The organism is Paraburkholderia caffeinilytica, from assembly GCF_051027425.1.
In the GTDB taxonomy this organism is placed as follows: Bacteria; Pseudomonadota; Gammaproteobacteria; order Burkholderiales; family Burkholderiaceae; genus Paraburkholderia; species Paraburkholderia caffeinilytica_A.
This window is the reverse complement of record NZ_CP186552.1, coordinates 1838730-1862744: the sequence shown is the minus strand read 5'-3', so window position 1 is coordinate 1862744 and position 24015 is coordinate 1838730. Positions and strand designations below refer to the sequence as shown.

General features: G+C 62.1%; 24 protein-coding genes and 1 pseudogene. 8 read left to right on the top strand and 17 right to left on the bottom strand.

From position 1 onward, the window contains the following. Positions 1 to 22 precede the first annotated feature (22 nt). The 5 genes from ACOSV0_RS08185 to ACOSV0_RS08165 all read right to left on the bottom strand — a co-directional run bounded on the left by ACOSV0_RS08185 (position 23) and on the right by ACOSV0_RS08165 (position 6600). Positions 23 to 283: an acyl carrier protein gene (locus tag ACOSV0_RS08185; protein WP_434109790.1), complete on the bottom strand. Its 261-nt coding sequence runs from the start codon at positions 281 to 283 to the stop codon at positions 23 to 25. 172 nt (positions 284 to 455) lie between these two features. Continuing rightward, on the bottom strand, positions 456 to 2087 hold the full coding sequence (locus tag ACOSV0_RS08180) for an amino acid adenylation domain-containing protein (protein WP_434109789.1): 1632 nt from the start codon (positions 2085 to 2087) through the stop codon (positions 456 to 458). Positions 2088 to 2430: 343 nt separating this feature from the next. Next, positions 2431 to 3696 carry a virulence factor family protein gene (locus ACOSV0_RS08175; RefSeq protein WP_434109788.1) on the bottom strand — a complete coding sequence of 422 codons (1266 nt, stop codon included), beginning with the start codon at positions 3694 to 3696 and terminating at the stop codon, positions 2431 to 2433. After that, positions 3693 to 6245, bottom strand: coding sequence for a bifunctional lysylphosphatidylglycerol flippase/synthetase MprF (mprF, locus tag ACOSV0_RS08170; protein ID WP_434110208.1), 2553 nt, complete (start codon positions 6243 to 6245; stop codon positions 3693 to 3695). The genes ACOSV0_RS08175 and mprF overlap by 4 nt, the downstream gene beginning before the upstream one ends. A gap of 166 nt (positions 6246 to 6411) precedes the next feature. Continuing rightward, a complete protein-coding gene (locus tag ACOSV0_RS08165; RefSeq protein WP_434109787.1) occupies positions 6412 to 6600 on the bottom strand; it encodes a hypothetical protein in 189 nt (62 codons plus the stop codon). Between the two features lie 144 nt (positions 6601 to 6744). On the opposite strand from ACOSV0_RS08165, the gene ACOSV0_RS08160 reads away from it, so the two are divergent. Together ACOSV0_RS08160 and ACOSV0_RS08155 are read left to right on the top strand one after the other, a co-directional pair. After that, positions 6745 to 6879: a hypothetical protein gene (locus ACOSV0_RS08160; protein WP_434109786.1), complete on the top strand. Its 135-nt coding sequence runs from the start codon at positions 6745 to 6747 to the stop codon at positions 6877 to 6879. A 150-nt stretch (positions 6880 to 7029) separates the two neighbouring features. After that, complete coding sequence (locus ACOSV0_RS08155; RefSeq protein ID WP_434109785.1) at positions 7030 to 7572, top strand: PaaI family thioesterase; 543 nt, start codon at positions 7030 to 7032, stop codon at positions 7570 to 7572. A 24-nt stretch (positions 7573 to 7596) separates the two neighbouring features. On the opposite strand, the gene ACOSV0_RS08150 is transcribed toward ACOSV0_RS08155, so the two are convergent. Further along, a complete protein-coding gene (locus ACOSV0_RS08150) occupies positions 7597 to 7749 on the bottom strand; it encodes a hypothetical protein (protein WP_408218924.1) in 153 nt (50 codons plus the stop codon). A gap of 26 nt (positions 7750 to 7775) precedes the next feature. Continuing rightward, positions 7776 to 8051 carry a hypothetical protein gene (locus ACOSV0_RS08145; protein WP_434110385.1) on the bottom strand — a complete coding sequence of 92 codons (276 nt, stop codon included), beginning with the start codon at positions 8049 to 8051 and terminating at the stop codon, positions 7776 to 7778. On the opposite strand from ACOSV0_RS08145, the gene ACOSV0_RS08140 reads away from it, so the two are divergent. Continuing rightward, positions 7993 to 9390, top strand: coding sequence for an MFS transporter (locus tag ACOSV0_RS08140; RefSeq protein WP_434109783.1), 1398 nt, complete (start codon positions 7993 to 7995; stop codon positions 9388 to 9390). The two genes, ACOSV0_RS08145 and ACOSV0_RS08140, sit on opposite strands and share 59 nt — an antisense overlap. A 184-nt stretch (positions 9391 to 9574) precedes the next feature. Here the strand turns inward: ACOSV0_RS08140 and ACOSV0_RS08135 are convergent, their stop codons facing one another. The 5 genes from ACOSV0_RS08135 to ACOSV0_RS08115 form a co-directional block, all read right to left on the bottom strand. Next, the gene (locus ACOSV0_RS08135) at positions 9575 to 11137 is read right to left on the bottom strand and encodes a DHA2 family efflux MFS transporter permease subunit (protein ID WP_434109782.1); all 1563 of its coding nucleotides are present in this window, start codon (positions 11135 to 11137) and stop codon (positions 9575 to 9577) included. 79 nt (positions 11138 to 11216) lie between these two features. Beyond that, the gene (locus ACOSV0_RS08130; protein ID WP_434109781.1) at positions 11217 to 12458 is read right to left on the bottom strand and encodes an HlyD family efflux transporter periplasmic adaptor subunit; all 1242 of its coding nucleotides are present in this window, start codon (positions 12456 to 12458) and stop codon (positions 11217 to 11219) included. A gap of 43 nt (positions 12459 to 12501) precedes the next feature. Beyond that, complete coding sequence (locus ACOSV0_RS08125; protein ID WP_434109780.1) at positions 12502 to 14046, bottom strand: efflux transporter outer membrane subunit; 1545 nt, start codon at positions 14044 to 14046, stop codon at positions 12502 to 12504. A 72-nt stretch (positions 14047 to 14118) separates the two neighbouring features. Further along, the gene (locus ACOSV0_RS08120; protein ID WP_434109779.1) at positions 14119 to 14556 is read right to left on the bottom strand and encodes a MarR family winged helix-turn-helix transcriptional regulator; all 438 of its coding nucleotides are present in this window, start codon (positions 14554 to 14556) and stop codon (positions 14119 to 14121) included. 196 nt (positions 14557 to 14752) lie between these two features. Then, positions 14753 to 15802 carry an NAD(P)/FAD-dependent oxidoreductase gene (locus ACOSV0_RS08115; RefSeq protein WP_434109778.1) on the bottom strand — a complete coding sequence of 350 codons (1050 nt, stop codon included), beginning with the start codon at positions 15800 to 15802 and terminating at the stop codon, positions 14753 to 14755. A gap of 143 nt (positions 15803 to 15945) precedes the next feature. On the opposite strand from ACOSV0_RS08115, the pseudogene ACOSV0_RS08110 reads away from it, so the two are divergent. Then, positions 15946 to 16089, top strand: a pseudogene (locus tag ACOSV0_RS08110) (adenosine deaminase); the annotation flags it as partial. 9 nt (positions 16090 to 16098) lie between these two features. On the opposite strand, the gene ACOSV0_RS08105 reads toward ACOSV0_RS08110, so the two are convergent. Next, positions 16099 to 16959, bottom strand: a complete 861-nt coding sequence (locus ACOSV0_RS08105; protein WP_434109777.1) for a LysR family transcriptional regulator — start codon at positions 16957 to 16959, stop codon at positions 16099 to 16101. A gap of 164 nt (positions 16960 to 17123) precedes the next feature. Here ACOSV0_RS08105 and ACOSV0_RS08100 point away from each other — a divergent pair, with 164 nt between their 5' ends. Together ACOSV0_RS08100 and ACOSV0_RS08095 are read left to right on the top strand one after the other, a co-directional pair. Further along, positions 17124 to 18524, top strand: coding sequence for a DHA2 family efflux MFS transporter permease subunit (locus ACOSV0_RS08100; protein ID WP_434109776.1), 1401 nt, complete (start codon positions 17124 to 17126; stop codon positions 18522 to 18524). An 81-nt stretch (positions 18525 to 18605) separates the two neighbouring features. Further along, positions 18606 to 19535, top strand: a complete 930-nt coding sequence (locus ACOSV0_RS08095) for a LysR family transcriptional regulator (protein WP_434109775.1) — start codon at positions 18606 to 18608, stop codon at positions 19533 to 19535. Between the two features lie 46 nt (positions 19536 to 19581). On the opposite strand, the gene ACOSV0_RS08090 is transcribed toward ACOSV0_RS08095, so the two are convergent. Continuing rightward, a complete protein-coding gene (locus ACOSV0_RS08090; RefSeq protein WP_434109774.1) occupies positions 19582 to 19833 on the bottom strand; it encodes a DUF1488 domain-containing protein in 252 nt (83 codons plus the stop codon). A 135-nt stretch (positions 19834 to 19968) separates the two neighbouring features. On the opposite strand from ACOSV0_RS08090, the gene ACOSV0_RS08085 reads away from it, so the two are divergent. Then, entirely contained in the window at positions 19969 to 20148 is a 180-nt protein-coding gene (locus ACOSV0_RS08085) for a hypothetical protein (protein ID WP_434109773.1), read from the top strand. A 214-nt stretch (positions 20149 to 20362) separates the two neighbouring features. After that, positions 20363 to 21442: a glycosyltransferase family 2 protein gene (locus ACOSV0_RS08080; protein WP_434109772.1), complete on the top strand. Its 1080-nt coding sequence runs from the start codon at positions 20363 to 20365 to the stop codon at positions 21440 to 21442. Between the two features lie 111 nt (positions 21443 to 21553). Here ACOSV0_RS08080 and ACOSV0_RS08075 read toward each other — a convergent pair whose 3' ends face one another. From ACOSV0_RS08075 to ACOSV0_RS08065, 3 genes are all read right to left on the bottom strand, one after another. Further along, positions 21554 to 22279, bottom strand: a complete 726-nt coding sequence (locus ACOSV0_RS08075) for an amino acid ABC transporter permease (RefSeq protein ID WP_434109771.1) — start codon at positions 22277 to 22279, stop codon at positions 21554 to 21556. A gap of 2 nt (positions 22280 to 22281) precedes the next feature. Further along, a complete protein-coding gene (locus ACOSV0_RS08070) occupies positions 22282 to 23007 on the bottom strand; it encodes an amino acid ABC transporter permease (protein WP_434109770.1) in 726 nt (241 codons plus the stop codon). A 115-nt stretch (positions 23008 to 23122) separates the two neighbouring features. Next, positions 23123 to 23944 carry an ABC transporter substrate-binding protein gene (locus ACOSV0_RS08065; RefSeq protein ID WP_434109769.1) on the bottom strand — a complete coding sequence of 274 codons (822 nt, stop codon included), beginning with the start codon at positions 23942 to 23944 and terminating at the stop codon, positions 23123 to 23125. Positions 23945 to 24015: the final 71 nt, after the last annotated feature.

Below are 24015 nucleotides of genomic sequence, written 5' to 3'. Positions count from 1 at the left end.
GATCGGTCGCTGTAACGCCACTTCAGGTTCGTGGCGCAAGCGATTCCTCCGGCACGAGGTGCGCAATCGTGCGCGCGAGAGAGTCGATGCTCTGGAACAGATCGTGGGTAATCAGCGCAGCGGGAATTTCGATGGCGAATGTTTCTTCGATAGCCATCATGACGCGAACCGAGCCGAGTGACGACAAACCTGCCGCGTAGAGATCGTCGCGATCGCCCAGCGAGTCGACGGGTACATCGAGACAGGCAGCCTCATGAAGAATGCCGCGCACGTATGTTTTCATTTTGCACCCCGAAAATCTGATTTTTTTGCTACAGCCTCGATGCATCGATTTATCAAGCGCGCACACGGACGCACTGTTATCAACAACCTGGTCCCAAACAAACGCTAACGCGAGAAAGTTGCCAGCAATTCAGAAAATATTTCGTTATACAGATCACACTCGTCCGCGAAAATCAGGCGATCGCATTGATGCTTCCGCAGCATTCGGCAAGCGCTTTTCTGTCGATTTTTCCGTTAACATTGAACGGCAACGCGTCGAGCATCACGATTCGCTGTGGGACGGCATACACTGGCAGGCGTCGACGGCACGCCTGCAAAATCTGCTGCACGGTGCCTTGCGCGCCGGTCACGAAGGCAATCAATCCACCGGCGCGGCCCATATCGTCGACGGGCCAGGCGATCACCGCGCAGAGCGCCGCGTGGCTGCATGCCTGCATAACGTGCTCGACTTCTTCGAGCTCGATCCGGTTGCCGCGAATCTTGATCTGCGTGTCCAGCCGCCCTTGGAACACGATGCCCTGCCCGGCTACTTCGCGCGCGGCGTCCGAGCTTCGATACCAGCGCTGCGAGGTGTAGCCCGGATAAGTCATCGAAACGAAGCGGCGGTTGCCAGGCTCGTCCGGCGACAGGTAGCCCGCGGCCAACTGAGGGCCGCCGATCAACAGTTCACCGCTTGCGCCGGGCGCGACCGGCACAAGTGCGGCGTCGACGATCAATAGCTCCATCCCCGGCAATGCGCTACCGAGTGGCATGACCGCATGCAGTGGATCGTCGGCAAATTCCGGCGTGACTTCAAAAGCAGCGCAGGCCACCGTGGTTTCGGTCGGCCCGTACATATTCAGCACCCGGCTGTTCGGCGCGGCGCGCAACCACGCCTGCACCAGCGAACGCGGCAACGGCTCGCCGCCGAACTGGGTGACGCGCACGCTCGGAAATTCGTTCGGCCCCAGTTTGCGAAACTGCTGCATGAAGCCGGCTACCGAAGGCACGCTGCTCCAATGCGTGATCGCGTGTTCCTTGATGAACGCTGCGTTGTAGATCGGCTCGACGGTCTTCGGCACGTACAGACAGCCGCCGCTTGCCCAACACACGAACATATCGTGTATCGACGGATCGAAGGTGAGCTCGCACAATTGCGCATAGCGCGCGTGAGGCATGCCGCCCAGCAATTGCAATTGCCCTGTCACGTAGGCGTCAGCGTTGGCGTGCGAGATCGGTACGCCTTTGGGTGTGCCGGTCGAACCGGACGTGAAAAGAATGTAGGCCAGGTCGTGCGGTGCGCGTAACGCAGGGGTTTTTACAACGGACGATTCCGGATGGCCCTTGCTCTGGCCACCGGCGGCAGCGACCGAAACAGTGAGCGTCGCGCTCGTGTCCTGAGCATCTTCAGCGTCGTGCTTGCCGCCATCGCCTGTCTCATCGAGCAGCAAAGTCCGAGGACACTCGTCGAGCAGCGACAACGCTTCGTCGAGTAACGCCGCGCAACGCCGGTCGACTAGCAGCAGCGGCGCGCCCGACTGTTCGATCACCGCTGCAATGCGCGCGGCGGGCACATGGGGATTGAGCGGCACATAAGCGAAACCAGCCTTGAGTATCCCCAACAAACCGGTGTAAGCGGCCACGCTGCGATGCGCGAACAGCAGGCAGCGCCCGGGTCGGCCGGCCGGCATCGCGCCGGCCAATCCCGCCGCAATCCGGCGCGCCCGCGAGGCAATCTCATCATAGCTGTAGAGGCATTCATCGACCCATAGCGCGGGGCTATCCGGCTCGCTCGCGGCAGTGTCGAAGAAGAAGGAGTCCAGCATTGACAGCCTCGGTCCATTGGGCACTCAACCGGCGTGCGCATCGGTTGGCCCGAACGGGCGCGCGAGCAGTTGCCGGTCATGCCGAAAGCACGCCGCGGGGCGACAGAGCTGCCCGGTGGCGCGCTGCGTTGTAGCAGGAGAGTTTCAAGAAAGATTCGCGGACGACACCGAGAACTCGCAGCATCCTCACGCAATATCGCTTGAGAATGCTGTCGTCCAAGGCTTCGTAAGAATCATAGAATCCGGCAGAGCCGGTATATGTGCGATACCACTCTCAACAGACAAATGAGGGTATGCCAGGCAGGCGCGCCGCTGCTTGGGCGACGCGCTTCAAACAGATGATCTAATCGCGCACGCCGCTTTGCTTTTTGAAGGCGTCCAGGATGCGCCGCTCCAGCGCGTTGTAATCGCGGCCGAAGTGATGATCGCCCGACGTGCGAATCACCATGACACCGGTGCCGGCGAGCGCCGGACACAAGGTATCTTTCTCGTCCTCACCGTAGAAGCACTGCACGATCGCAGGCGGTACGTGCGTCAATTCCGGCTGCACCTTCAAGGCCTTATCACTTGCCGGCATACCGAGCCAGCCCCCCACGCGGATCTGGAAATCGGCATCCGGTGCGAAGCCGAGTAGCGCAATCAGCGACACTTTCGCGCGCAACGCTTCCGGCAGGCGGTTATACGCGAACGGCATCACGTCCGCGCCAAACGAATAGCCGACCAGCGCAACGTGTTGCGCATGCCAGCGCGCGCCGTAGGTTTGCATGATGCGCGCCAGATCGTGGCTCGTCTGCGCCGGCGTTTTTTCGCTCCAGAAATAGCGCAGGCTGTCCACGCCGACCACCGAGACACCGTCTTTCTGCAAGGCGAGCGAGATGGTCTTGTCGAGATCGCGCCAGCCGCCGTCGCCGGAAATCACGATCGCCATGAGGCCGTTCGGATGCGCCGCCGGCAATTCGATCAGCGGCAGATCGGAGACATCGTCATCGTTTGTCGACGCCGTTTGCAAATGCGGCGTGACCATCGCAACGAGCCGCGTGCGATCGCCGTTGCCGGGCGTCGCCTTTTCGACGAACCCCGGCACCTTGTCGCGGATGATCGTCGGATCGGGCGGGCACGGTTGAAAACGCGGATCCAGATTACGCTCTGCATCCAGCGAGACCGCGCCGGCCACCGTATTCGACGGTGCCTGTTCGAGCACATGCATGGCGAGCGTCGCGCCCTGCCCCGTACCCGCGACGATCGGCGCGAAATAGCGGCTCGATTGCGATTGCCGTTCGAGTTGATGGCTCAAGGCCTCGGCATCGCCCACCAGTTGATGGCAGGTTTCCTTTTTCTCGCTCAGGTTGGCCGCATAGCGCGCCGTATCCACACCGACGGTCAACGCGCCGGCCTTGGCGAGCGCATCGGCGGTTTGCTGGTCGGCCGCACTCCAGCCGGTCGCTGCCGAGTAAAGCACCACGAAGCCGCGCAAGGGGCCGGCCGGTTGCGTCACCGTCACGTCGCCATAACGGCCGCCGGACACGGTGGTGGTTGCGGCAAAGGCAGCCGTGCTGCAAACAACGAAGCTCGCCGCTGCGGCGAGCCTGAAAAACGGATGCAATGTCATGAACGCCGGCCTCCTGCCAGCAATGACAGGTCCGCGAGCGTGAAGAACACGCCCACCGAACCCGACGCCGCGAGATAGCGCGGCTCCCAATGCGGCTGGAACTTGCTCTTGAAAGCGCGCAGTCCGCGGAAGTTATAGAAGCGGCCGCCGAAGCGCCACACGATCCCCGCCAACCGGTGCCAGCGCGACGCGAGCGGCGTCGGCTGCATGCCGGAGAGCGGTGCGATGCCGAGACTGAGCGAGCGGAAACCCGCCTGCTTCAGATGCAGCGCCAGTTGAGTGAACAGATATTCCATCGCATACGGCGACGCGCTTTCCACATGCCGCATCACGCCGACCGTCGCTTCGGTATTCATATCGGTCGTCATGAAGGTCACAAAAGCGGCCGGCTCGCCGTTCTGGCGCACCAGCATCACGGATTGCGCGGCAAGGTACTCGTCGGTAAACGCGGCCACCGAGAAGCTCTTCTCACGCGCGTCGCGGCTATCGAGCCAGCCGTCGGAAATCTCGCGCAGCGTCTCGAGCGACGCCGGCACATCGGCCTGATCGATCACTTCGACGGTAAAGCCGTCACGTTCGCCACGCTTCAACGCATAGCGAAGATGCGCGCGATGCGAGCCCTTCAGGTCGAAATCGTCGAGCACCACGTGGGCTTCTTCGCCGAGCTTCATCAACGTGAGGCCGGCATCGAGATAAAGCGGCAAGGCGTTGGCGCGCACCTGGTAGAACGCCGCACGGCCGCCGTGCGCATGCGCGAGCGCGACAAACTTGCTGATCAAACCGGCCCACTCCTCGCGCGGTCCGACCGGATCGTGAAGCGCGGCCCACGTGCGGCCATTTTTCGCGTACATCAGGAAGGCCTGACGCGACTCGGAAAAGAGAAAGCTCTTGTCGCCCATCAGCGCGAGACCGGCGTCGCTACGCTCCTGCGAGCGCACAATGCGCGCGGCGTCCTGCAGATCCTGCGGAGCGGGCATGACGAAGCGGCCCGCCGCCGGACGCAACAACTGCCAGAAAGAGAACGTGGCGGCGAACAGGCTGGCGGCCAGCGTTGCGCGCAGCGCACGCGGCGCGCGTTCGTCGAAAGCGAATTGCCACCACAGGTCTTGCGTATACGGCACGTCGCGGAACGCAAACAGCATGACCCACACGGCGAGCATCAGCACCATCGCCACCGACACCAGCCAGCCCGCCGTAAAGCGTTCGGCAAACAGCGACGAATGACGGTTGAAACGGCGACGCGTGGACAGCAGCAGCACGATCAGCATGCCGAGCACGCTCGCCTCCACGAATGCAAGACCCTTGGTCAGCGACAGCGCGAGGCTCAACACCGCCAGCAGCAAGGTTACCCACCACGCGGCATCCAGACGCCGCAGCAAACCGCGCGCGACGAACAACAGCAGCACGCCGAGCACGCTGCACAGCATCTGCGAGCTTTCGAGCACCCACAGCGGCAGCACGTCGCGCAGAATCAGAATGCGTTGCCAGAACGCGGGCGTCGCGCTGGAAATCACCAGCATGCCGCCGACCACGAACGTGACGAGGCTCAGAAACAGCGGCGCGAGTTTATACGCGCCCGCCGCATGACGCAGCGGCAAACGGCTTTTCAGCGCGCGGCCTTCGAAACCGGCGAGCAGCGCCGCTGAAACGATCAGCGGAACGCCGAAGTAAATCGCGCGATAGGCGAGCAGCGCCGCGACCATCTGATGCGTTTGCACGCTGCCGTTCAGCGTGAACACCATCGCGGCTTCGAACACGCCGACGCCGCCGGGCGTGTGGCCGATCATGCCGAGCAGCATCGCGGCGGCATATACGGTGATGAAGGTCACGAAGCCGACGTCCGCATGCGGCAGCAGCGCCCACAACGCGAGGCCCGCGGCCACCACGTCGAGTACGGCGAGCGCCACTTGCGCGACCAGGTCGCGACGCGCCGGAATATCGAACGACAGCCACTGCCAGCGCGTGCGGATCGGGCGCGTCTCGCGACGGCAGGCGGCCGCCGCGAGTCCCAATGCGACGAGCAGCGCGGCGCCGCTCCAACGCAGCACCGGCGGCGCGAGGTGCAGCATCGTCGCGAGACGCTCGGCGAGGCACACCATGCCGAGCGCCGTCATCAGCACCAGCGCGAGCGCCAGCGACACGCTCGTGAACACGGTCATGCGGCCGATCTGGGCGGGCGTGACGTTCGACACCCCGTACACGCGCGCGCGCACGGCGCCGCCCGTCAACGCGCCGAAGCCGGTCGCATTGCCGAGCGCCGAGCCCGCGGTCGCACCGATCCACAGGGCCGCGCGCGGCACTACCGCGCCCAGATAGCGCAAACCGACCGCGTCGCGGCCGACCAGCGCGATATAGCTGAGCGCGGTCGCGCCGAGCGCAGCGGCCCATTCGCCCGCCGTCAGGTGACGCAACTGGCGCATGACCGAACGGTAATCGACGGCTTGCGAGAGATGTTGCAAGACGACCAGCAGCAACCCGCAAATGACGAGCGCGAGGACGGGCGAGAGGACGCTTCGCTTGCCAAGTGCCTTCGATGCACGGTCGAACATCGCGCCTGGCAGGCCGAATTTGTAGTTATAGCGGTGAAACATGGTCAATGCGGGCCTTGCGTAGAGCTGTCGCGGCGACGGGTCGTCTGCCACGGCGTCGCCTTACTTTGGCGATTACAAATGGATAACGGCAAAGCGTTGAAAAGGTTGACAGTGTTAGCCAAGGTCAGCCAGTTTGTCGGGTTTTAACCTGGGCCTGGAAAAGTGAAACGCGCTTCTGCGGCGTGACAAAGCAATATGCGTCGATAAAACGGTCGATATTGCCGATTGACTTGCCGTGCTGATGAGGACCGCCGCGCGACAAGGGGTCGAATTTTAAACGCTTATTGAAGATCGCGAGATAAAGATTCGGCATCGCGCGAGTCGTGCCCGATCGCGCACCGTTTTAAAGGACGACTGGCTCCATCAAGGTTTCTGCGCCATGTGCCGTAATCGAGAGCAATGGCACGGCGAAATGCTGCATTCCCGCCGCGCGAGGACCAGTACTTGAAGGGGAACGATGATGGCAGATCAGGATTGGGTGATGGCCGGTATTTATCTGGTGGGGTTGGTGTCGATAGCGCTTCTGATGAGCGCGCTATCCGCGCGAGCGGCCAAAGTACAGCGCGCAGTGGCGTCGCGTATCCGCGAATAACGCACGGCAGGCGCGGGCAGTGAGCGGCACGGGCGCTGCGCGCGCCGCGATCCAGAGGTGGCCCTCCAGCGCCCTGAGGCGGTTTGATGCTCTAATCGATGACGATGCATCGATTCCGAAGCATGCTTCCCTCAGGACAGGAGACACGGATTGACGAACGAACAACAGCTCGAACGCTGGCTCGCACGCGAGCAGGAAGTATTGGCGACACTGAACGCCGGCCCGGGCCCCGGCGTCGCGCGCCCCGACCAGGTGGCGGGCAAGACCGGCCTGGAAGTCATGCAGGCGATGATGAACGCGGAACTGCCCTACGCCGCAATCGCGCGCACACTCGACTTTACGATCGTCGAAGTCAGCGCGGGGCAGACGGTGTTTCAAGGCACCCCACTCGCGCAGCATCTGAACCCGCTGGGCACGGTGCACGGCGGCTGGATCGCCACCTTGCTCGATTCCGCGCTAGGTTGCTCGGTGCATACGATGATGCCGCCGGGCCGTGGCTACACCACCGCCGAACTCAGTGTGAATTACGTAAAAGCGGTGACACCGCGCGTGCAACGCGTGCGTGCCGAAGGCAAGGTGATTCATTGCGGACGGCAACTGGCGACAGCAGAAGCTCGCCTGGTCGGCCCCGACGGCACGCTCTACGCGCATGCCACGACGACCTGTCTGGTGTTCGAGATTCCCAGCCGGTGACAAACCAGCTATCGACTTGCGCGCTTACTGCGGGCGGCGATGCGCTTCAGCGATCACAGCGCAGTTTTGCAGATGCAGGTTGAGCGCATGCAGAGCCAGTGCGCGGATCTTGCCGAGCCACGTGGTGTTAGCAGCGTTAGCAGTGCGGGCGGTAGCGACGTTGGAAGCGGTGTTCATGGCGGATTCCTGTATAGGGTTTATACCTAGGTAACAACCCGATTATAGCCCTCTCGTGCCGCACCGCAACAAATATCAATAATCCCGTCGGGGTGTTGTGCGACGGTCACATCCGGAACACGAGCAATCTCGAAAAAGGGAAGCATCGGATGCTGCGCTATTAACCATCCGCACCGTACAGGTGCAATAATGCCCCCTTTGTCTGCGGCCATCCGCCGCAGACCGATCGCCTCGTCCGCCCCCATGACCGTCGTCCAGAAAGCCCTGATTGCGCCCCTAATCGTCGCCTGCGCGATGTTCATGGAAAGCGTCGATGCGAATGTGATCGTCACGGCGCTGCCCGCCATGGCGCGCGACTTCGGGCGCGATCCGGTCACGCTGAAAATCGCGGTCACGAGCTACGTACTGGGTCTCGGCGTGTTCATCCCGGTATGCGGCTGGCTCGCGGACCGCTTCGGCGCGCGCACGATTTTCCGCACCGCGATCGGCATCTTCGTGACCGGCTCACTTTTGTGCGCCGCGTCGAACTCGCTGGCTACGTTCACCCTCGCCCGCTTCGTGCAAGGCGTCGGCGGTGCGATGATGGTCCCGGTTGGACGGATCATCATTTTTCGCGTGGTCCACAAATCCGATTTCATTCGCGCGATGAACTATCTGAGCGTCCCCGCGATGCTCGGACCGGCTGCCGGACCGCTGCTCGGCGGTTTCATCACCACCTATCTGCACTGGCGCCTGATCTTCTTCATCAACGTGCCGATCGGCATTCTCGGCATCTATCTGACCAACCGGCACATTGCCAATACGCGCGAACCGGACCCGGGGCCGCTCGACTGGATCGGTTTTTTTCTGTCGGCGGCGGGCGCAGTGCTGCTTCTGCTCGGACTGTCGCTAGTCGGCGGCGAACTCATTTCGAATCGGGACGCGTTCGGCATGTGCGCGAGCGGCGCCGTTCTGCTTGCCGGCTACGTCCTGTATGCCCAGCGCGTCAAACTCCCGTTGCTCGATCTGCGCTTTTTCAAGGTACCGACATTTCAGGCCAGCGTGCTCGGCGGGTCACTGTTTCGCATCGGCCTCGGTGCGTTGCCGTTTCTGCTGCCGCTGATGCTGCAGGAAGGACACGGCATGAGCGCGTTCGAGTCGGGCCTGATCACCTGCGCGTCCGCGTTCGGCGGCATGTTCATGCGCGCGGTGGCCTCGCGCGTGCTGCATCGCTTCGGTTTCCGTTCGGTGCTGGTGGTGAACGCGGCGCTGTCAGGGATTTCAATTGCGGCGTGCGGACTGTTTTTCCCTGGCACGCCGATCTGGATCATCTGGTTCGTCGTGTTGCTCGGCGGCTTCTTCCCCGCGTTGCAATTTACGAGCCTCAACTCGCTGACTTACGCGGAGATAGCCAGCCGCGATGTGGGGCGCGCCACGAGTCTCGGCAGCGTCGTGCAGCAGATGTCGCTCGGTCTGGGCGTGACCATAGGCGGTATCGTGCTGCAGATTTCGCGTGTGCTGCACGGACATCCGAGCATCACGTGGTCGGATTTCTGGCCCGCATTTCTGGTGGTGGGCTTGTGCTCGTTCGCGTCGATCCCCGTGACGCTGCGCATGCCGCATCGCGCCGGCGAAGAGATCGCACGCGGCGGTCGCGGGTAAAGACTGGCGAGCGCGTCGCCGGAGCCGCCGCATTGACTCGCTGCATTGACCTGCTGCATTGACCTGCTACATTGACCGTTAGCCGGCGCGGCATGTCGTGCAACGCAGCCGGCATTGCATAACCGGCCATTTTTGGCAGCCTGTACCGGCTCACTTTCGTGTTTCGTTCATTGATGCCACACGCTCAATGCCCCCCGGCGCCAGCCGCCGCGGCCGCACTCGCCTTGTCCGGCTTCGTCACCCAGATCAACGGAATGATCGCCACGAAAATCACGGCGGAAAGCCAGAAAATATCGTTCAGGCCGAGCATCGCTGCCTGCGCGTTCATCGACTGTTCGAAGAACGCCATCGCCTGAGAAGCACTTCCTCCCAGCGACGCTTGCACGGCGTCCAGAGCAGAAGTGAACGTCGGATTATTCACACTCGTTTGCTCGGCCAGCCTCGCATGATGCAGGATCGTGCGGTCATTCCAGCCCGTAGTAGCAAGCGATGTTCCCACCGCTCCCGCAAACACTCGCGCAAAGTTCGACAATCCCGCAGCGGCCGGAATCTTGTCGGGCGTGAGGCCGGAAAGAATGATCGCCGTCAGCGGCACAAAGAACAGCGCAGTCGGAATTCCTTGCAGCAGAGTCGGTAAAACCAGGGTCCACGTATCCACGCCAGTCGTGTAATGCGAGCGCATGAAAAACACGCAGGCAAAGCCGAGAAACGCCAGCGTCGCCAGCACTCGCGCATCCGACTTCGGCATGATCTTCGCCATCACCGGCGCCAGAATCACGGCAAAGATGCCAAGCGGCGCGGTAGCCAGACCGGCGTCCACCGACCGGTAGCTCAAGTACTCCTGCATCCACTGCGGCAACAGGACGAGGTTGGAGAAGAACACTGCGTACGCCACCGAAATGGCAATCGTGCCGCCCAGAAAATTACGTCCTCCGAACAATCGCAGGTCGACGATCGGATTCTTCTCGGTCAACTCCCAGATCAGGAAAAACGCAAAGCTGATCGCCGCGAATACGGTCAGCGCGACAATCACCGGCGAGTTGAACCAGTCGAGGTCCTTGCCCTTGTCGAGCATGATCTGCAGCGAACCCACCCACGCGATCAGCGAGAGCAGCCCTACCTTGTCGATCGGCAAGCGTTTGGTTGGAGTTTCGCGGGTGCGGTAGATCGCCCACGTCACGCCTGCCGCAAAGATGCCGACTGGAATATTGATGTAGAAGATCCATGACCACGAGTAGCTATCGGTAATCCAGCCGCCGAGCGCCGGGCCCGCGATAGGGCCGACCGTCGCCGTCATGGCCCACAACGCCAAAGCGTGCGAGCTCTTTTCCCGCGGATACGAGCCGAGCAGAATCGCCTGCGACAGTGGAATCAGCGGACCCGCCACCGCGCCCTGCACGATCCGCGCCGCGAGCAGTACCGGCAGCGTCGGCGCAATGCCGCATGCCCATGACGAGAGTACGAACAACAGAATGGCCCACACGAACAGTTTGATTTGCCCGACGCGCTGCGTGAGCCAGCCCGTCAGCGGAATCGCAATCGCGTTGGCCGCGGCGAACAGCGTAATCACCCACGTCCCCTCATCCACCGACACACCAAGATTGCCCGCAATGGTCGGAATCGCGACGTTCGCGATCGACGAATCAAGTACGTTCATAAACGTGGCCAATGCCACGGCAAGCGTCGCCAGCACGAGCTTGCCGCCGGTCAGAGGCGGGAGCGCTGCGGCGTTGGGCGATCCATTCATTTCGTCACCTATCGAAGAAGGCTAATTTCTGACTTGTCAGCTAATTGGTTAAAAAAACGGGCGTCGGAAAATCGCCCGTTCAACCTGCTATCCGTGCGGCGTTCTTTGGCGTCGCGCTTGCCGCTACCGCACGCGTCAACGGCATGTTCTGCGCGATGATCCTGGCGATTTCGGCATCGGCGTCGGCGCCGTACTCGGCGAACACGTCCGTGCGATACGTCGTGTTGATTGCCGCGCCCAGTTGAGTGCCCGACTCGTCGCGCGTTTCGACATCGACTTGCATTGACAGGCCGATTAGCAGCGGATGCGCGTTCAGTTCGTTCTGGTCGAGCTGGATTCGCGCAGGGAGACGCTGCACGACCTTGATCCAGTTGCCGGTTGCGTTCTGCGCGGGCAACACGGCGAATGCGGCCCCCGTACCTGCGGAGAAACCCACCACGTGGCCGTGATACTTGACGCTCGAGCCATACACATCAGCCGTCAACGTGACCGGTTGGCCGATGCGCATGTGCCTCAACTGGCCTTCCTTGAAGTTCGCATCGACCCACACGCCGTCGAGCGGCACGATCGCCATCAGCGGCGTGCCCGGCGCCACGCGTTGACCGACCTGCACCGAGCGGCGCGCCACATAGCCCGTCACCGGTGCGGGCAACGTGTTGCGCGCGTAATTCAGGTATGCGTCGCGCACTTTCGAGGCGGTGGCCTGCACGTTCGGATGCTGTTCGACCGACGTGCGGTCGGTCAGCGCGTGGTTGGCTGCGGCCTGCTGGCGAGCGGCGTCGAGCGCGGCCTGTGCGGCGCTGACGGCGTCGCGCGCATGGGCGATGTCCTCGCCGGATACCGCGCCCGTTTCGGCCACGGCCAGGCGGCGCTTGAGGTCGTCTTCGGCACGCGCGAGATCGGACTGACGTTGCGCGACGGTCGCGGCGTAGAAATCGTTGTTCACGTACAGGCCGCTGACCTGTCTCACGGTCTGGCCGAGCGTCGCTTCGGCGTTCGACAGCGCGACTTTCGCGTCGGCGTTGTCGAGCGTCACGACCGGTGCGCCCTGCTTGACGATCTGCGTGTCGTCAGCGTTCACCGCGACCACGGTGCCGCTTACTTGCGGCGTCAATTGGACAAGATTGCCGTTGACATAGGCATCGTCGGTCGACTGGTGATATTGACCGTTCGTGATGTAGTAGGCGCCGTAGCCCGCGCCGGCCAACACGACGGTGGCGGCCAGCAAGCTGAGCAGCAGCTTGCGCTTCGCGGGCGTGCGCACCTGCTGGGGTTGGTCCGCGTCCGCCGTCTCGCGGTTGGTGGTGATCGTATCGCTCATTTTGTGGGTCCTGGACAGAAAGTGAAAGCGTCGCGATGGCGTCTTAGCGAGTGGCGACGACGGGGTTGGTTTGTACTGCTGCGGTGGCCGAAGTGGTCGAAGAAGTGACCGACGCGGCCACGCTGCCCTTCGCACTCGAATCGGCGCTGTCGGTATAGCCACCGCCCAGTGCGGCAGCCAGCGCAATCTGCTGATCGCGGCGGTTCATCTTCAGATTCGCGACCTGCTGGTCGGCGGCAAGCGCCGTGGTGTCGGCATTCAGTACCGTCAGTTGATTCGCAAGACCGGCCTTGTACTGCGTGAGCGCCAACTGATCGGCACCGCGGGCGGCTTCCTGGGCGGCTTGCGCGTCGCCGAGTTGCTCGTCGGTCGAACGGATTTGCGCGAGTTGCGTCGCGACTTCGGAGAGCGCGGTGACGAGCGTCTGGTTATACGTCGCGACGGCGTAGTCGAAGTCGGCATACCGCCCCTTCAGTTGCGCACGCAACTGACCGCCGTCGAAGATCGGCAGATGGATCGCCGGACCGACCGATGTCGTGCGGCTCGCAGCAGTCAGAAAGCGGCCGAAGCCGAATGCGTCGAGACCGATGGCGGCGCTCAGGTTGATGTCGGGATAGAACTCGGCCTTGGCTTCCTTCACGTCATGCGTGAGCGCGTCGACGCGCCATCTGGCGGCGGCCAGGTCCGGGCGGCGGCTCACCAGGTCGGCGGGCAGGTTGTCCGGCAGACGTACCTCGTCGCCGATTCCAAGCGATGGGCGCGCAATCGTGAGGCCTCGGTCCGGGCCCGCGCCAAGCAAGGCGGCCAGTTGATAGCGGGTGGTGAGGATGCTGCCGTCGAGCGACGCCAACGTCGCGCGACTCGTGGCGAGGTTCGCTTGCGCCGTCTTGCGCTCGACCTGGGTATCGAGGCCCGTTGCGATGCGCCCGGCGGTAATGCGGTCGATCTGCTCGCGTTGCGTGATCTCCTGCTGCGCGATGTCGCGCAACGCGTACAGACGAGCCAACTGGTTATAAGCCCGTGCCGTTGCGGACGTCAGCGACAGCCTGACGACTTCGGCATCCGCCTCGCTCGCCTGCAGTTGAGACAGTGAGGCTTTGAGCGCTTCGCGATTCTTGCCCCACAAGTCCAGATCGTAGGAAGCGGATAGCAGGCCTTCGTTCTCCGATTGCCATGAACCGCCATACGGCGGCGGCACCAGCGCCGTGCCCGAATACTGCTGGCGCGTGAACGAATACGTGGCGCCGACTTGCGGCATCGTGCCGGCCTTCGCGGTGTCGCTATACGCAGCGGCCGCGGCAACCCGTGCCCGCGCCTGTTCGATCGACGGATTGCCCTTCAGCGCTTCCACAAGCAAGGCCTTCAGTTGCGCGTCGCCGAACTGATCCGCCCAATCGGCGGCGGGCCAATGACCGTGATCCGCGGGGAGGCTTTGTTGAGTCACGTAAGTCTGCGGCTGTGCCATCTGCTTGTCGCTCGAGATGCCAGCGTAGTTCGCGCAAGCCGACAGCACGGCCGCGAAGATTGCCGTCACGCCCGCCTTCGCGATACGTGACCTGGCTGCCTGTCTTTTTAGCTGCAATATCATTTGCTGACCTGTCAGATATTAAGGTAAAAAAATGGCTGCGATCGTTCGCAGCGATGTTTGCCTCGTCGCTTGCTAGTCTTCGAGAAACTTGTTCAGCAGGCGGCGCAATTCCTCGAATTCGGCTTTGGTGAACTTCCTCAAACGCCCGTTCAGCACCACCGGAACAATCTGCGGAAGATGCTCGGCGACTTCCTTGCCCGCCTTCGTCAACTTCAGATTGACGACGCGCCGGTCCTCGATACTGCGCGAGCGTTCCAGCAAGCCTTTGGTTTCAAGCTTGTCGAGCATGCGCGTCATCAAACCCGTGTCGATACCCAGATGTTTGGACAACTCGAACGGCGTGGCCGCAATGTCCTGATGCAACGACAACAGGATGCCCATTTGCTGGCTGGTGATATCCAGATCTTTCAGCGCGGCGTCCATTTCAGTGATCAACAGATTGCGCGCCTTGTTGATGTAGAACCCTACGCTGTTTGTCAGACCAAAACTCTCCGGCGTGTAGTGATCCATGCGCAACTCCTGATTGGTTAAAACCAATATATCTGCACAGTCAGATACTGTCAAGATGAAATTTGCGCGGGTCAGATTTTTGATTGCAAGACGGGATGGCAAGCACGGGCAGACAAATTCGCCGTGCGTGGCCGATGTTCGCGGGGCGGACCGCGGAACACGGCCTCCCGCGCCAGCTGGACGGTATTGCCCGCGCTCAGGCGGCTGCCCCGACCTTTTCCGCCAGCTTCGCGTCGTAGCTGGAATGGACGTGCACCCGCTTCTTCTCCGGATAGGCGTACGTGTACGCCTTGCGCAGCGCGAGCGACGCCTCATGAAAGCCGGACAGAATGAGTTTCTGCTTGTTCGGATAGTTGGCGATGTCGCCGACCGCGAAGATGCCGGGCCGCGAGCTTTCGTAGTTCGACGTATCCACATCGACGCGACCGCCGTGGGTCGACAGATTCCATTGCGCGATCGGCCCGAGATCGGCAACCAGGCCGTACAGCACGACGAGTTGCTCCGTTTCGAGCTGCGTTTCGCCTTCGATATGCCGCAACCCAATCGACTTGAGCGTATCGCCTTCGACGTTGAGCCCCGAAATCGCGCCGACGACGAAGTCCATCTCCCCAGCCTCGACTGCGCGCCGCATTGACGCCACGCTCGAATCCGCCGCGCTGAAACCGTTGCGACGATGCACCAGCGTCACGCGCCGCGCGACCTTGCGCAATGCCAGCGCCCAGTCGAGCGCGGAATCGCCGCCGCCGGCCACCACCACGGTCTTGCCGGCGAAATCGGCGAGACGTGGCACGCTGTAGTGCACGTGGCGCGACTCCAGCGGCACGGCTTCGGCCAGCGGCAGTTTTTGCGGGACGAACGCACCATTGCCGGCGGCGAGCAGAATCGCTGCCACGTCGAAGACGAGACCGCGATCGGTACGCACCGTCCAGCGTCCATCGTCGCGCTGCTCGACCGACTCGACTCTCTGTTCGAGATGGATCGGCACATCGAACGGCTTGCATTGCGCCATCAAACGCTCGACCAGTTCGCGCGCGGTACATGAGGGAATCGCGGGAATGTCGTAGATCGGTTTGTCTGGATAGAGCTCCGTGCACTGGCCGCCGACCTTGCCGAGCGCATCGACAATCTGGCACGACAGGCCGATCACGCCCGCTTCGAAAGCGGCGAAAAGACCCACGGGGCCCGCGCCGATGATCAGGACATCGGAGCGAACGGGTTGCGGAAGTTGGTCTGCGGGGAGCGTCATTCGGAATCTCATCGGCCGGGTCAATGACCCACCATACAGAATCGACCGAAGCCCGGCAACGATGCCATTACAGGCGGTAAGGACGCTTGAGTTGCAGCCGTCTTCATGCTTCGCCGGTGGTTGCCCACGTTCTCTTTAATCCGGTATGCCACAGCAAATTCTTCTGGAATCCTATCGGCACCGTGCGCGCCTCGAAAATTCCCTATGCGGACACGCAAGCGGGCATCGTCACCGCGATTCGCGACGCGGCGCGCGACTTTGGGATCGGCGTACGGCCGATCCCGGCGAAGCAGGCATTACTCACCAATCCACGACCCGCGCAAATCGCTGTCGTGCAGCAGTTGCAGCAACGTGCCCGCCGGACGGCTCAGCCGTTTGGCGGCCAGCGCGATGAATTCCACCGAGGGCAGCGTCGGCAGACTGGCCGCGTTGAGCGGAGGCGTCAGGCCTCGCGCGGCCAGATACTGCGGACGAACCGTGATACCGAGCCCGCCACGCGCAGCAGCAATGCAGCCCGAGTGACTGCTGCTCGTACACACCACCTGCCAGCTGAAACCGGCTTCGGCGAGCGCGTCGAGCACCACCGCCCGGGTCACGCTCGGCTCGGCGACCAGAATCAGCGGCAACGGCTGACTGAGATCGACCAGCGTGCCGGCGCGCGCCAGCCACTCCAGCCGCCCCGTGAACAGCGGCACGCCGCGGCGGTCGCCCAAACGCCGCTTGCCGACCAGCAAATCGATCGAACCGGCGTCGAGCAATTCATACAGCTTCCCGGTCATACCAATGGTGATTTCCAGTTCGACATCGGGATGCGCGTCGCGAAACGCCGCCAGCACCGTAGGCAACGGCCCGAGCGCGACATCGTCCGATGAGCCGAGCCGCACGCGCCCTTTCAGACGCGGCGCACGAAACTGCGACTCGGCCCGCGCGAGCGCCTGCAGGATCACGCTGGCGTGCGCGAGCATGGCCTCGCCGTCCGGCGTCATCGCGAGCGAATGGGTGTCGCGCACGAACAGGCGCCGCCCGACGCTCTGTTCGAGCCGGCGGATATGTTCGCTGACGCTCGACTGCGTGAGATCGAGCCGCCGCCCCGCCTCGGTAAAGCTATGGCAGGCCGCGACGGTTGCGAAGGTCTTGAGCCAGATGGGATTGAGCATGCGTTATTGTCGCCCTGGTTATCGGCAAAGTCGATAACAGTCAATGCTCCTAGTGGGGTTCCCGATTGACGGTAATGTCAATATCATGACGCAATCCCCAACGACTGCTTCGAGCACGGCCCGCCGGACTGTCCGCCCCCACCGCCCCGTCGCTCTATTGAACAATGAACAAGGATTCCGCCCAAACCGCGCTGCTCTGGATCGTCGCCGCCGGTTTTTTCATGCAGTCGCTCGATACGACGATCGTCAACACCGCGTTGCCATCGATTGCGAACAGCCTGCACGTCGCGCCTCTCGCCATGCAGCCGATCGTGGTCGCCTACACGCTGACCATGGCGATGCTCACGCCCGCCTCGGGCTGGCTCGCGGATCGCTTCGGCACGCGGCGCGTCTATTTCGTGGCAATCCTCGTCTTCGTGCTCGGGTCGATCTGCTGCGCGAGCGCGCATACGCTCGGCCAACTGGTGATGGCGCGGGTTCTGCAAGGGCTAGGCGGTTCGATGTTGTTGCCGATCGGACGGCTTGCCGTTCTGCGCAGCGTCTCCAGCGAGCAATACGTGTCGGCGCTTGCGTTCATTTCGATTGCCGGCCAATTGGGGCCCATCGCGGGGCCGACGCTCGGCGGCTGGTTCGTCGAGGCCATTACGTGGCACTGGATCTTTCTGATCAACGTGCCGATCGGTGCATTGGGTCTCTACGCGGTACAGCGGTATTTGCCTGCCCATGGCGAAGCCAAGGCGCCGCCGTTCGACTTCGTCGGCTGTGGGCTGTTGTCGCTGTGCATGATCGCGTTTTCGCTAGCCGTCGACGCGCCGGTGCCGTCGCACCGCGCGGCATGGTCGGCGGGTCTGTTCGCGCTCGCCGTGGTCAGCGCGCTCGCCTATATTCCGCACGCAAAGCGCCGCGACAATCCGCTCTTCAAACTCTCGCTCTTTAGCGAACCGAATTTCAGCGTCGGTCTGATCGGCAACCTGGTGTGCCGCATCGGCTCGAGCGCCGTACCGTTTCTCGTGCCGTTGCTGTTGCAATTGCAACTCGGCTACACACCGCTGCATTCCGGCCTGATGATGCTGCCTGCCGCACTTGCCGGCACGCTCACCAAACGCTGGATTGCGCCGCTCGTGCGCCGCTACGGCTATGACACGTTCCTGCTCGTCAACACGATAATCGTGGGGTCGGCGATCGTTGCGTTCGCATTGATTACGCGCAGTACGCCGCTCATCGTCGAGATCGTGATTCTGGCGGTGTTCGGCGGCGCCAACTCCATGCAGTTCGCGGCGATGAACAGCGTCACGCTCAAAGGCCTCTCGCATGAAGACGCCGGCAGCGGTAACAGCCTCTTTTCGATGGTGCAGATGCTCGCAATCGGGCTGGGTGTTTCCATTGGCGGCGGGCTGGTGAATCTGTTCACGGCGCAATGGGGATCGGCGGCGCTCGGATTCCGCCTGAGCTTCGTATGCGTGGGCGTCATCACGCTGGTGTCCGCCTGGGTGTTCCGTCATCTCGACGAAGCGCCTGTTACGCGCGCTGTATCTGGCCAGGCGACCCAAGGCGCCGGGCGCTGATATGCCTCTTGCATAACACGCATCGCATGCAACGTTTCGCGTTAGCATGTCACGCATTAATGCGTAACAAGGGACTATCACATGCCATTTGACGAGCGCATGCTGAACGGCATGGGCGTGCTGACGGCGATCGTCGATTGCGGCAGTTTTGCGGCAGCCGGCGAAGCGCTCGACATGTCCCAATCCGGGGTCAGCCGTTCTGTTGCCCGGCTCGAAACACGTCTCGGCATCCGGCTATTCGATCGCACGACCCGGTCCGTCACGCTAACTGACGAAGGCCGGCGCTTTTACGAACAGATCGTGCCGCTGCTCGGTGGACTCGAAGAAGCGGCGGCTTCGGCGGCGCTGGGTGCCACGGCGGTTCGCGGACGGTTACGCGTGAACATGGATCCGTTCTTTTCGCGTCTCGTGCTGGGGCCGAGACTGGGCGGCTTCATAGATAAGCATGCCGATCTGCAACTCGAACTGGTCACGCGCGACCAGTTAGGCGATATGGTCGCCGACGGTTTCGATCTGGCAATCCGTTTCGGTGATCCGCCCGTTTCGACGCTGATTGCACGCAAGCTGCTCGACACACGGATTCTGACCGTGGCTGCGCCGTCGTATCTGAAGAAACACGGACATCCGGCGAGCCCGTCCGAACTCGAAGGCGGCAAGCACGTATGCATCAAGTTCCGTGATCCGCTAACGGGTTACCCGTTCAACTGGGAGTTTCACCACGGACGCAAGAAGACCGTGATTACGCCGCAAGGCCGCTTGACCGTGAACGACGTCGGCACCTTGCATAGCGTGTGTGCCGCGGGCCAGGGCGTCGCACAGATTCTCGCGCTCGGCGCCGAATCCCTGCTCGCCAATGGCAAACTGGTCGAACTGTTTCCTGACTGGAGCGATGAAGTTTATCCGCTGTATGCGCTCTATCCGTCGCGGCATCATCCGCCGGCGAAAGTGCGGGCGTTCTTCGATTTCATCGTTTCGTTGACTGGCGGTTCGATGCGCGAAACGGTTGCTTGAGCCACGCGGGAGACACGGGTTCGGGTAAAGCGGTCGCCGCGCTGCGTCAGGAAATCGTATAGCGGTTTTGCGGACCGCCGGCATACAGACCGCGAGCGAGCGTGAGAATTTGCTCGCGATGAAGATCGAAAGCCGCCAGCACGGCCGGTTCGTCGGAGCCTGCGTTCGGACTTAGATTCGAAATGACCGAATCGTTGACCGTGAAAGCGATTTCACGCGCGTTGTCATAGCCCCAGAAATTGACGCAGTGGTGGAAGGCGTCGTAACTGCGGCTTGGGTTCGGGAAGTTGAGCGACATGTCAGGCTCCCGTGGTTTTTCCTTCTTTACGGTGCGCCGAATGTAGGGCGCGGTCAAGGTGTTGTTTGTAAGTGCGCGAAGCGTCAGGCCTGTGCGTTGCTGCTCACACGATGTCCTCAACCCGGGAGCATGCAAATGAGCGCAACCAAGGAAAACCCCTCGGCCAGGCCGGCCGATATCGAACATCCGCAGCCGGTCGTCCACAGCGACAATGAGAAAAGCAAGCTGCCCGAGCGCCGCGATGAAGGGCGCAAACAGTCGCCGGCCGACCGTTCCGGCAAAAAACCCGGAGAGGGCGAACCGTCAGTCAGTTGAAACATATTGAGCGTCAACCCACAGGCGGCTTTGCTGCGTTTTTGCACCAAAGTCGCACAATTTTTCCCCTTCGGAGCCCTTTCAGAAAAAAGACATTTTTTCCGACTTATTACCAATTATTTTTTTCGTGTAATGGACTATTTTCCTGCTTGCAGCGACGTGTGCGCCAAGCGAACCGGCTGCCGCCCCTCAACAGATAAGAAAGGCGAAGCCCATGTCCATCACCTCTACCGCCCCGATTTCCCCCACCCCGCGGGTCTCCATTTGCCTGCCCACGTGCAATCGCCCTGATCTCCTCGTCGCGTGTATCGACTCCTGCCTGGCGCAAAGCTACGGCAATCTGGAAATCGTGATCGGCGACGATTCGAAGGACGCACGCACGCAGGAGTTGATGGCAACGCGCTATGCGAACGAGCCGCGCATCCGCTATGAGAAAAACCAGCCGCCGCTCGGGCAGGCGCGCAATGTTGCGAGCCTGTTCGAGCGCGCGCGTGGCGACAAGATCCTGCTGATTCACGACGACGACCTGCTCACCACCGACGGCGTCGAAAAGCTCGTGTCGCTATGGGCGCTTCATCCGCAGCTGGAGGTGGCCTTCGCCGATCAGTACGAGGCCGATCACAGCGGCGCAATCGACTTCGACGCGAGCACGCGTTTGAACACCGCGTTTCGCCGCACGAAGGACGTCGAAGGTTTGCAGCCTTTGCCAGGCAGAACCGGGCTGATCCAGATGTTCCCGAACAACGGCTGGATGGCCAACGCGGATCTCGTCAAGCGGATCGGCTACAAGGATCAGTACGGCATGTGCTGCGATTTCGTGTTCGGCACCGAACTCTGTCTTGCGGCGCGCAAGGTGTTCTATCTGCACGAATACGTCTCGGTGTACCGGAAGACAGCGACCTCGATCTCGCATAGCACGCGCGGCACGGCGGTTGCCGCGACCGTCAGTGCGTATGCGTTCGTCAAGGCGCTGAGCCTGCCGCCGCAACTTGAACCGTCACGCAAGCTCGCATTGCGCCGGCTCGCGCCGATCGTCGTGTCGGTTCATGCGAAGAATCACCAGGCGATGCCTGGGTTGAAGATCGCGCTCACGCATCTCTTCGCCTACAACTATGGCTTCAGCATGCGGCTCTATTACCACCTGCTCATGCTCTCGCGTGCGGCTGTGGGCGTGCGGCAGCATGCGGCGGTGGCCGCCGTGGTCGCAGCAGCGCCCGCTGTCGTCTCTGAGCCGGTCGCCGCTGTGTCGGAACTCGTCACGGACCTCGTGAGCGATCGGTCTGAACTGATCTGAACTGGCGGCGGCGTAGCTGGACGCGACCGCCGATTCCTGCGCCACTTGCTTCATCGCGAGCCCGATCGGCGGACAAACATCGCTGCGGCTTCGGGTTAGCCGGTTAGTCGGTTAGTCACCAGACAGTGCCTGGGTCGCGGCCTGTGCAAGGGGCGGTACGATGCGCTTGCGCCGCGTCAACGCATAAGTGGCGACGCGGTCGAGCGCCGTGCACAACACGAGATAGATAAAACCGACGAACAAAAAGATCTGCGCGGGATACACCATCAGCCGATTGCTGACCTGTGTCGCGACAAACGACAACTCGCCGACACCGACGATATACGCGAGCGAGGTATCCTTCACGAGCGACACCCACTGATTCACAAACGAAGGCGCCATGATGCGCATCGCTTGAGGCAGCAACACATAGCGCAGTGCTTGCATCCGCGTGAGGCCGAGCGACAGCCCGGCTTGCCACTGACCGTCGCCGACTGCGCGAATGCCCGCATGAACCGAATGCGCGAGGTACGCACCGCCGATCAGCGAGAGCGCGCAGACGACCGTCGCGAGTCCGGGCACATCGATCTGGAACACCACCGGCAGCAGGAAATACGTCCAGAAAATCAGCATCAGCACAGGAATCGCGCGGAAGAAGCCGATTACGAGCAGCAAGGGTACACGGGTGATGCGCCCCGCCATCGTCAACGCAATGCCGCCCGCGACACCGAGCACCGCCGATGCGAACGCGGAACACACTGCAAGCACCAGCGTGAGCGCCGCGCCGCCGAGTGGTCCCTGCGGAAATGCGCCGACCAGCAGATACGGCAGGTTATGAGCGAACAGCGTCCATGTCATGTTCAGCGCCTCACGAATGCGCGGTCGCGCGCATGGGCCACCGCATGCGCAACGGCTTCGATCAACGCCACAGCGGCGATATACAACACGGTTGCCACACCGAACGCCTCGAAGGTCTTAAAGGTTTCAGTCTCGACCTGACGCGATGCATACGACAGTTCGGCCAGACCGATCGCCATCGTCAGCGATGAATTTTTCACGAGATTCATGTATTGGCCGAAGAGCGGCGGCAGCGAAATACGCACCGCTTGCGGCAAAACGACATGAAGGAAGGCCTGCAATGGCGTGAGACCAAGCGCCGCGGCCGCAGCATGCTGACCGACCGGCACGCCGCGCAAACCCGCCTGAAACTCCTCGGCGATGAAAGCTGCCGTATAACATGTGAGCCCCACCCACCCCGCGACAAATTCGAACGACGGCCAGCGCAGCGCGTACGTACCGATGTGCACGCCATGCGGCGTGTTCAGCCATTGCATCCACGCGTCAGGCATCAGCGTGGCCGCGCCGAAATACCAGAAGAACAGTTGCACCAGCAACGGCGTGTTGCGAAACACGAGCACATACGTGGCCGTTGCGCGTCGCAACCAGCCATATCGGGCATGACGCGCGATCGCCAGCACGAAGCCGGACAAGGTGGCGGCGAGCGCTACCGTCACCGTGAGTCCGACGGTTACGCCGAAGCCTTGCCACAACCACATCAGATACTTCGGAGCGAGCCATGCTTGCATCGTTAAACCTGCTTCCTTAAACCTGCTTCTTCAAAGCGCTTCTTTCGAAAACGCCGACGGGCACGTTGTCGACGTGCCCGTTCATTCCAGCGCGCTACCGCGACAGGGAAACAGATCAGGTCTTGTCGCCGATCCTGAAGATGCGCGCGAGCGGCGTCTTCGTTTGCGGACCGAACCAGCGGTTGTAGATCTTCGCGGCCGAGCCGTCGGCTTCCAGCCCCTTCAGCGTGTCGTTCACAAAGCCGACAAGACGCGTCTCGCCCTTCGGGATGCCGACGCCCATATAGTCGTTCGAAATCGTGAACGCCGGAATCTCGTAGTTCTGCTTGTCCGGCACGTTGGCAAGCAGACCGACCAGCTTCGGACCGTCCTGCGTAATCGCCTGCACGTTGCCCGCGCGCAAAGCAGCGAACGCGAACGGCGTGTCGTCGTAGGCAACGATCGTGGCTTGCGGGAATTTCTCGCGCAGCGTGATCTCGTTGGTGGTGCCCTTGTCCGCGCCTACCCGCAAACTGTTGATCTGATCCGCCGACTTCAGCACGCCCTTCTTCGCCAGAAACTGCTGGCCCGACGAGAAATACGGAATGCTGAAATCGACCTGTTTGGCGCGCTCGTCGGTGATCGTGAAGTTGGCGAGCACCAGGTCCACTTTCTTCGACGTGAGGAACGGAATGCGGTTGGCCGGGTTGGTCGGCTGCAGTTCGAGTTTCACGCCGAGCTTGTCGGCGAGCGCCTGCGCGTAGTCGACGTCGAGGCCGACGATGTGGTTGCTGGTTGCGTCGACATAACCGAACGGCGGATTGCTGTCGAAGGTCGCGACGCGCAGTACGCCGGCCTTTTTGATGTCGTCGAGACGGTCGGCATAAGCGAGCCCCGGCACCGTCAGCGAGAGTCCCGTCAGTGTCATTAACCAGGCAGCGAGTATTTTCGATTTCATTTTTGTGGATCTCTTTGTGTGTGCGCGATGCTTGTTCAATATGCGTGCGATGTTTCGGAAACGGATGCGTG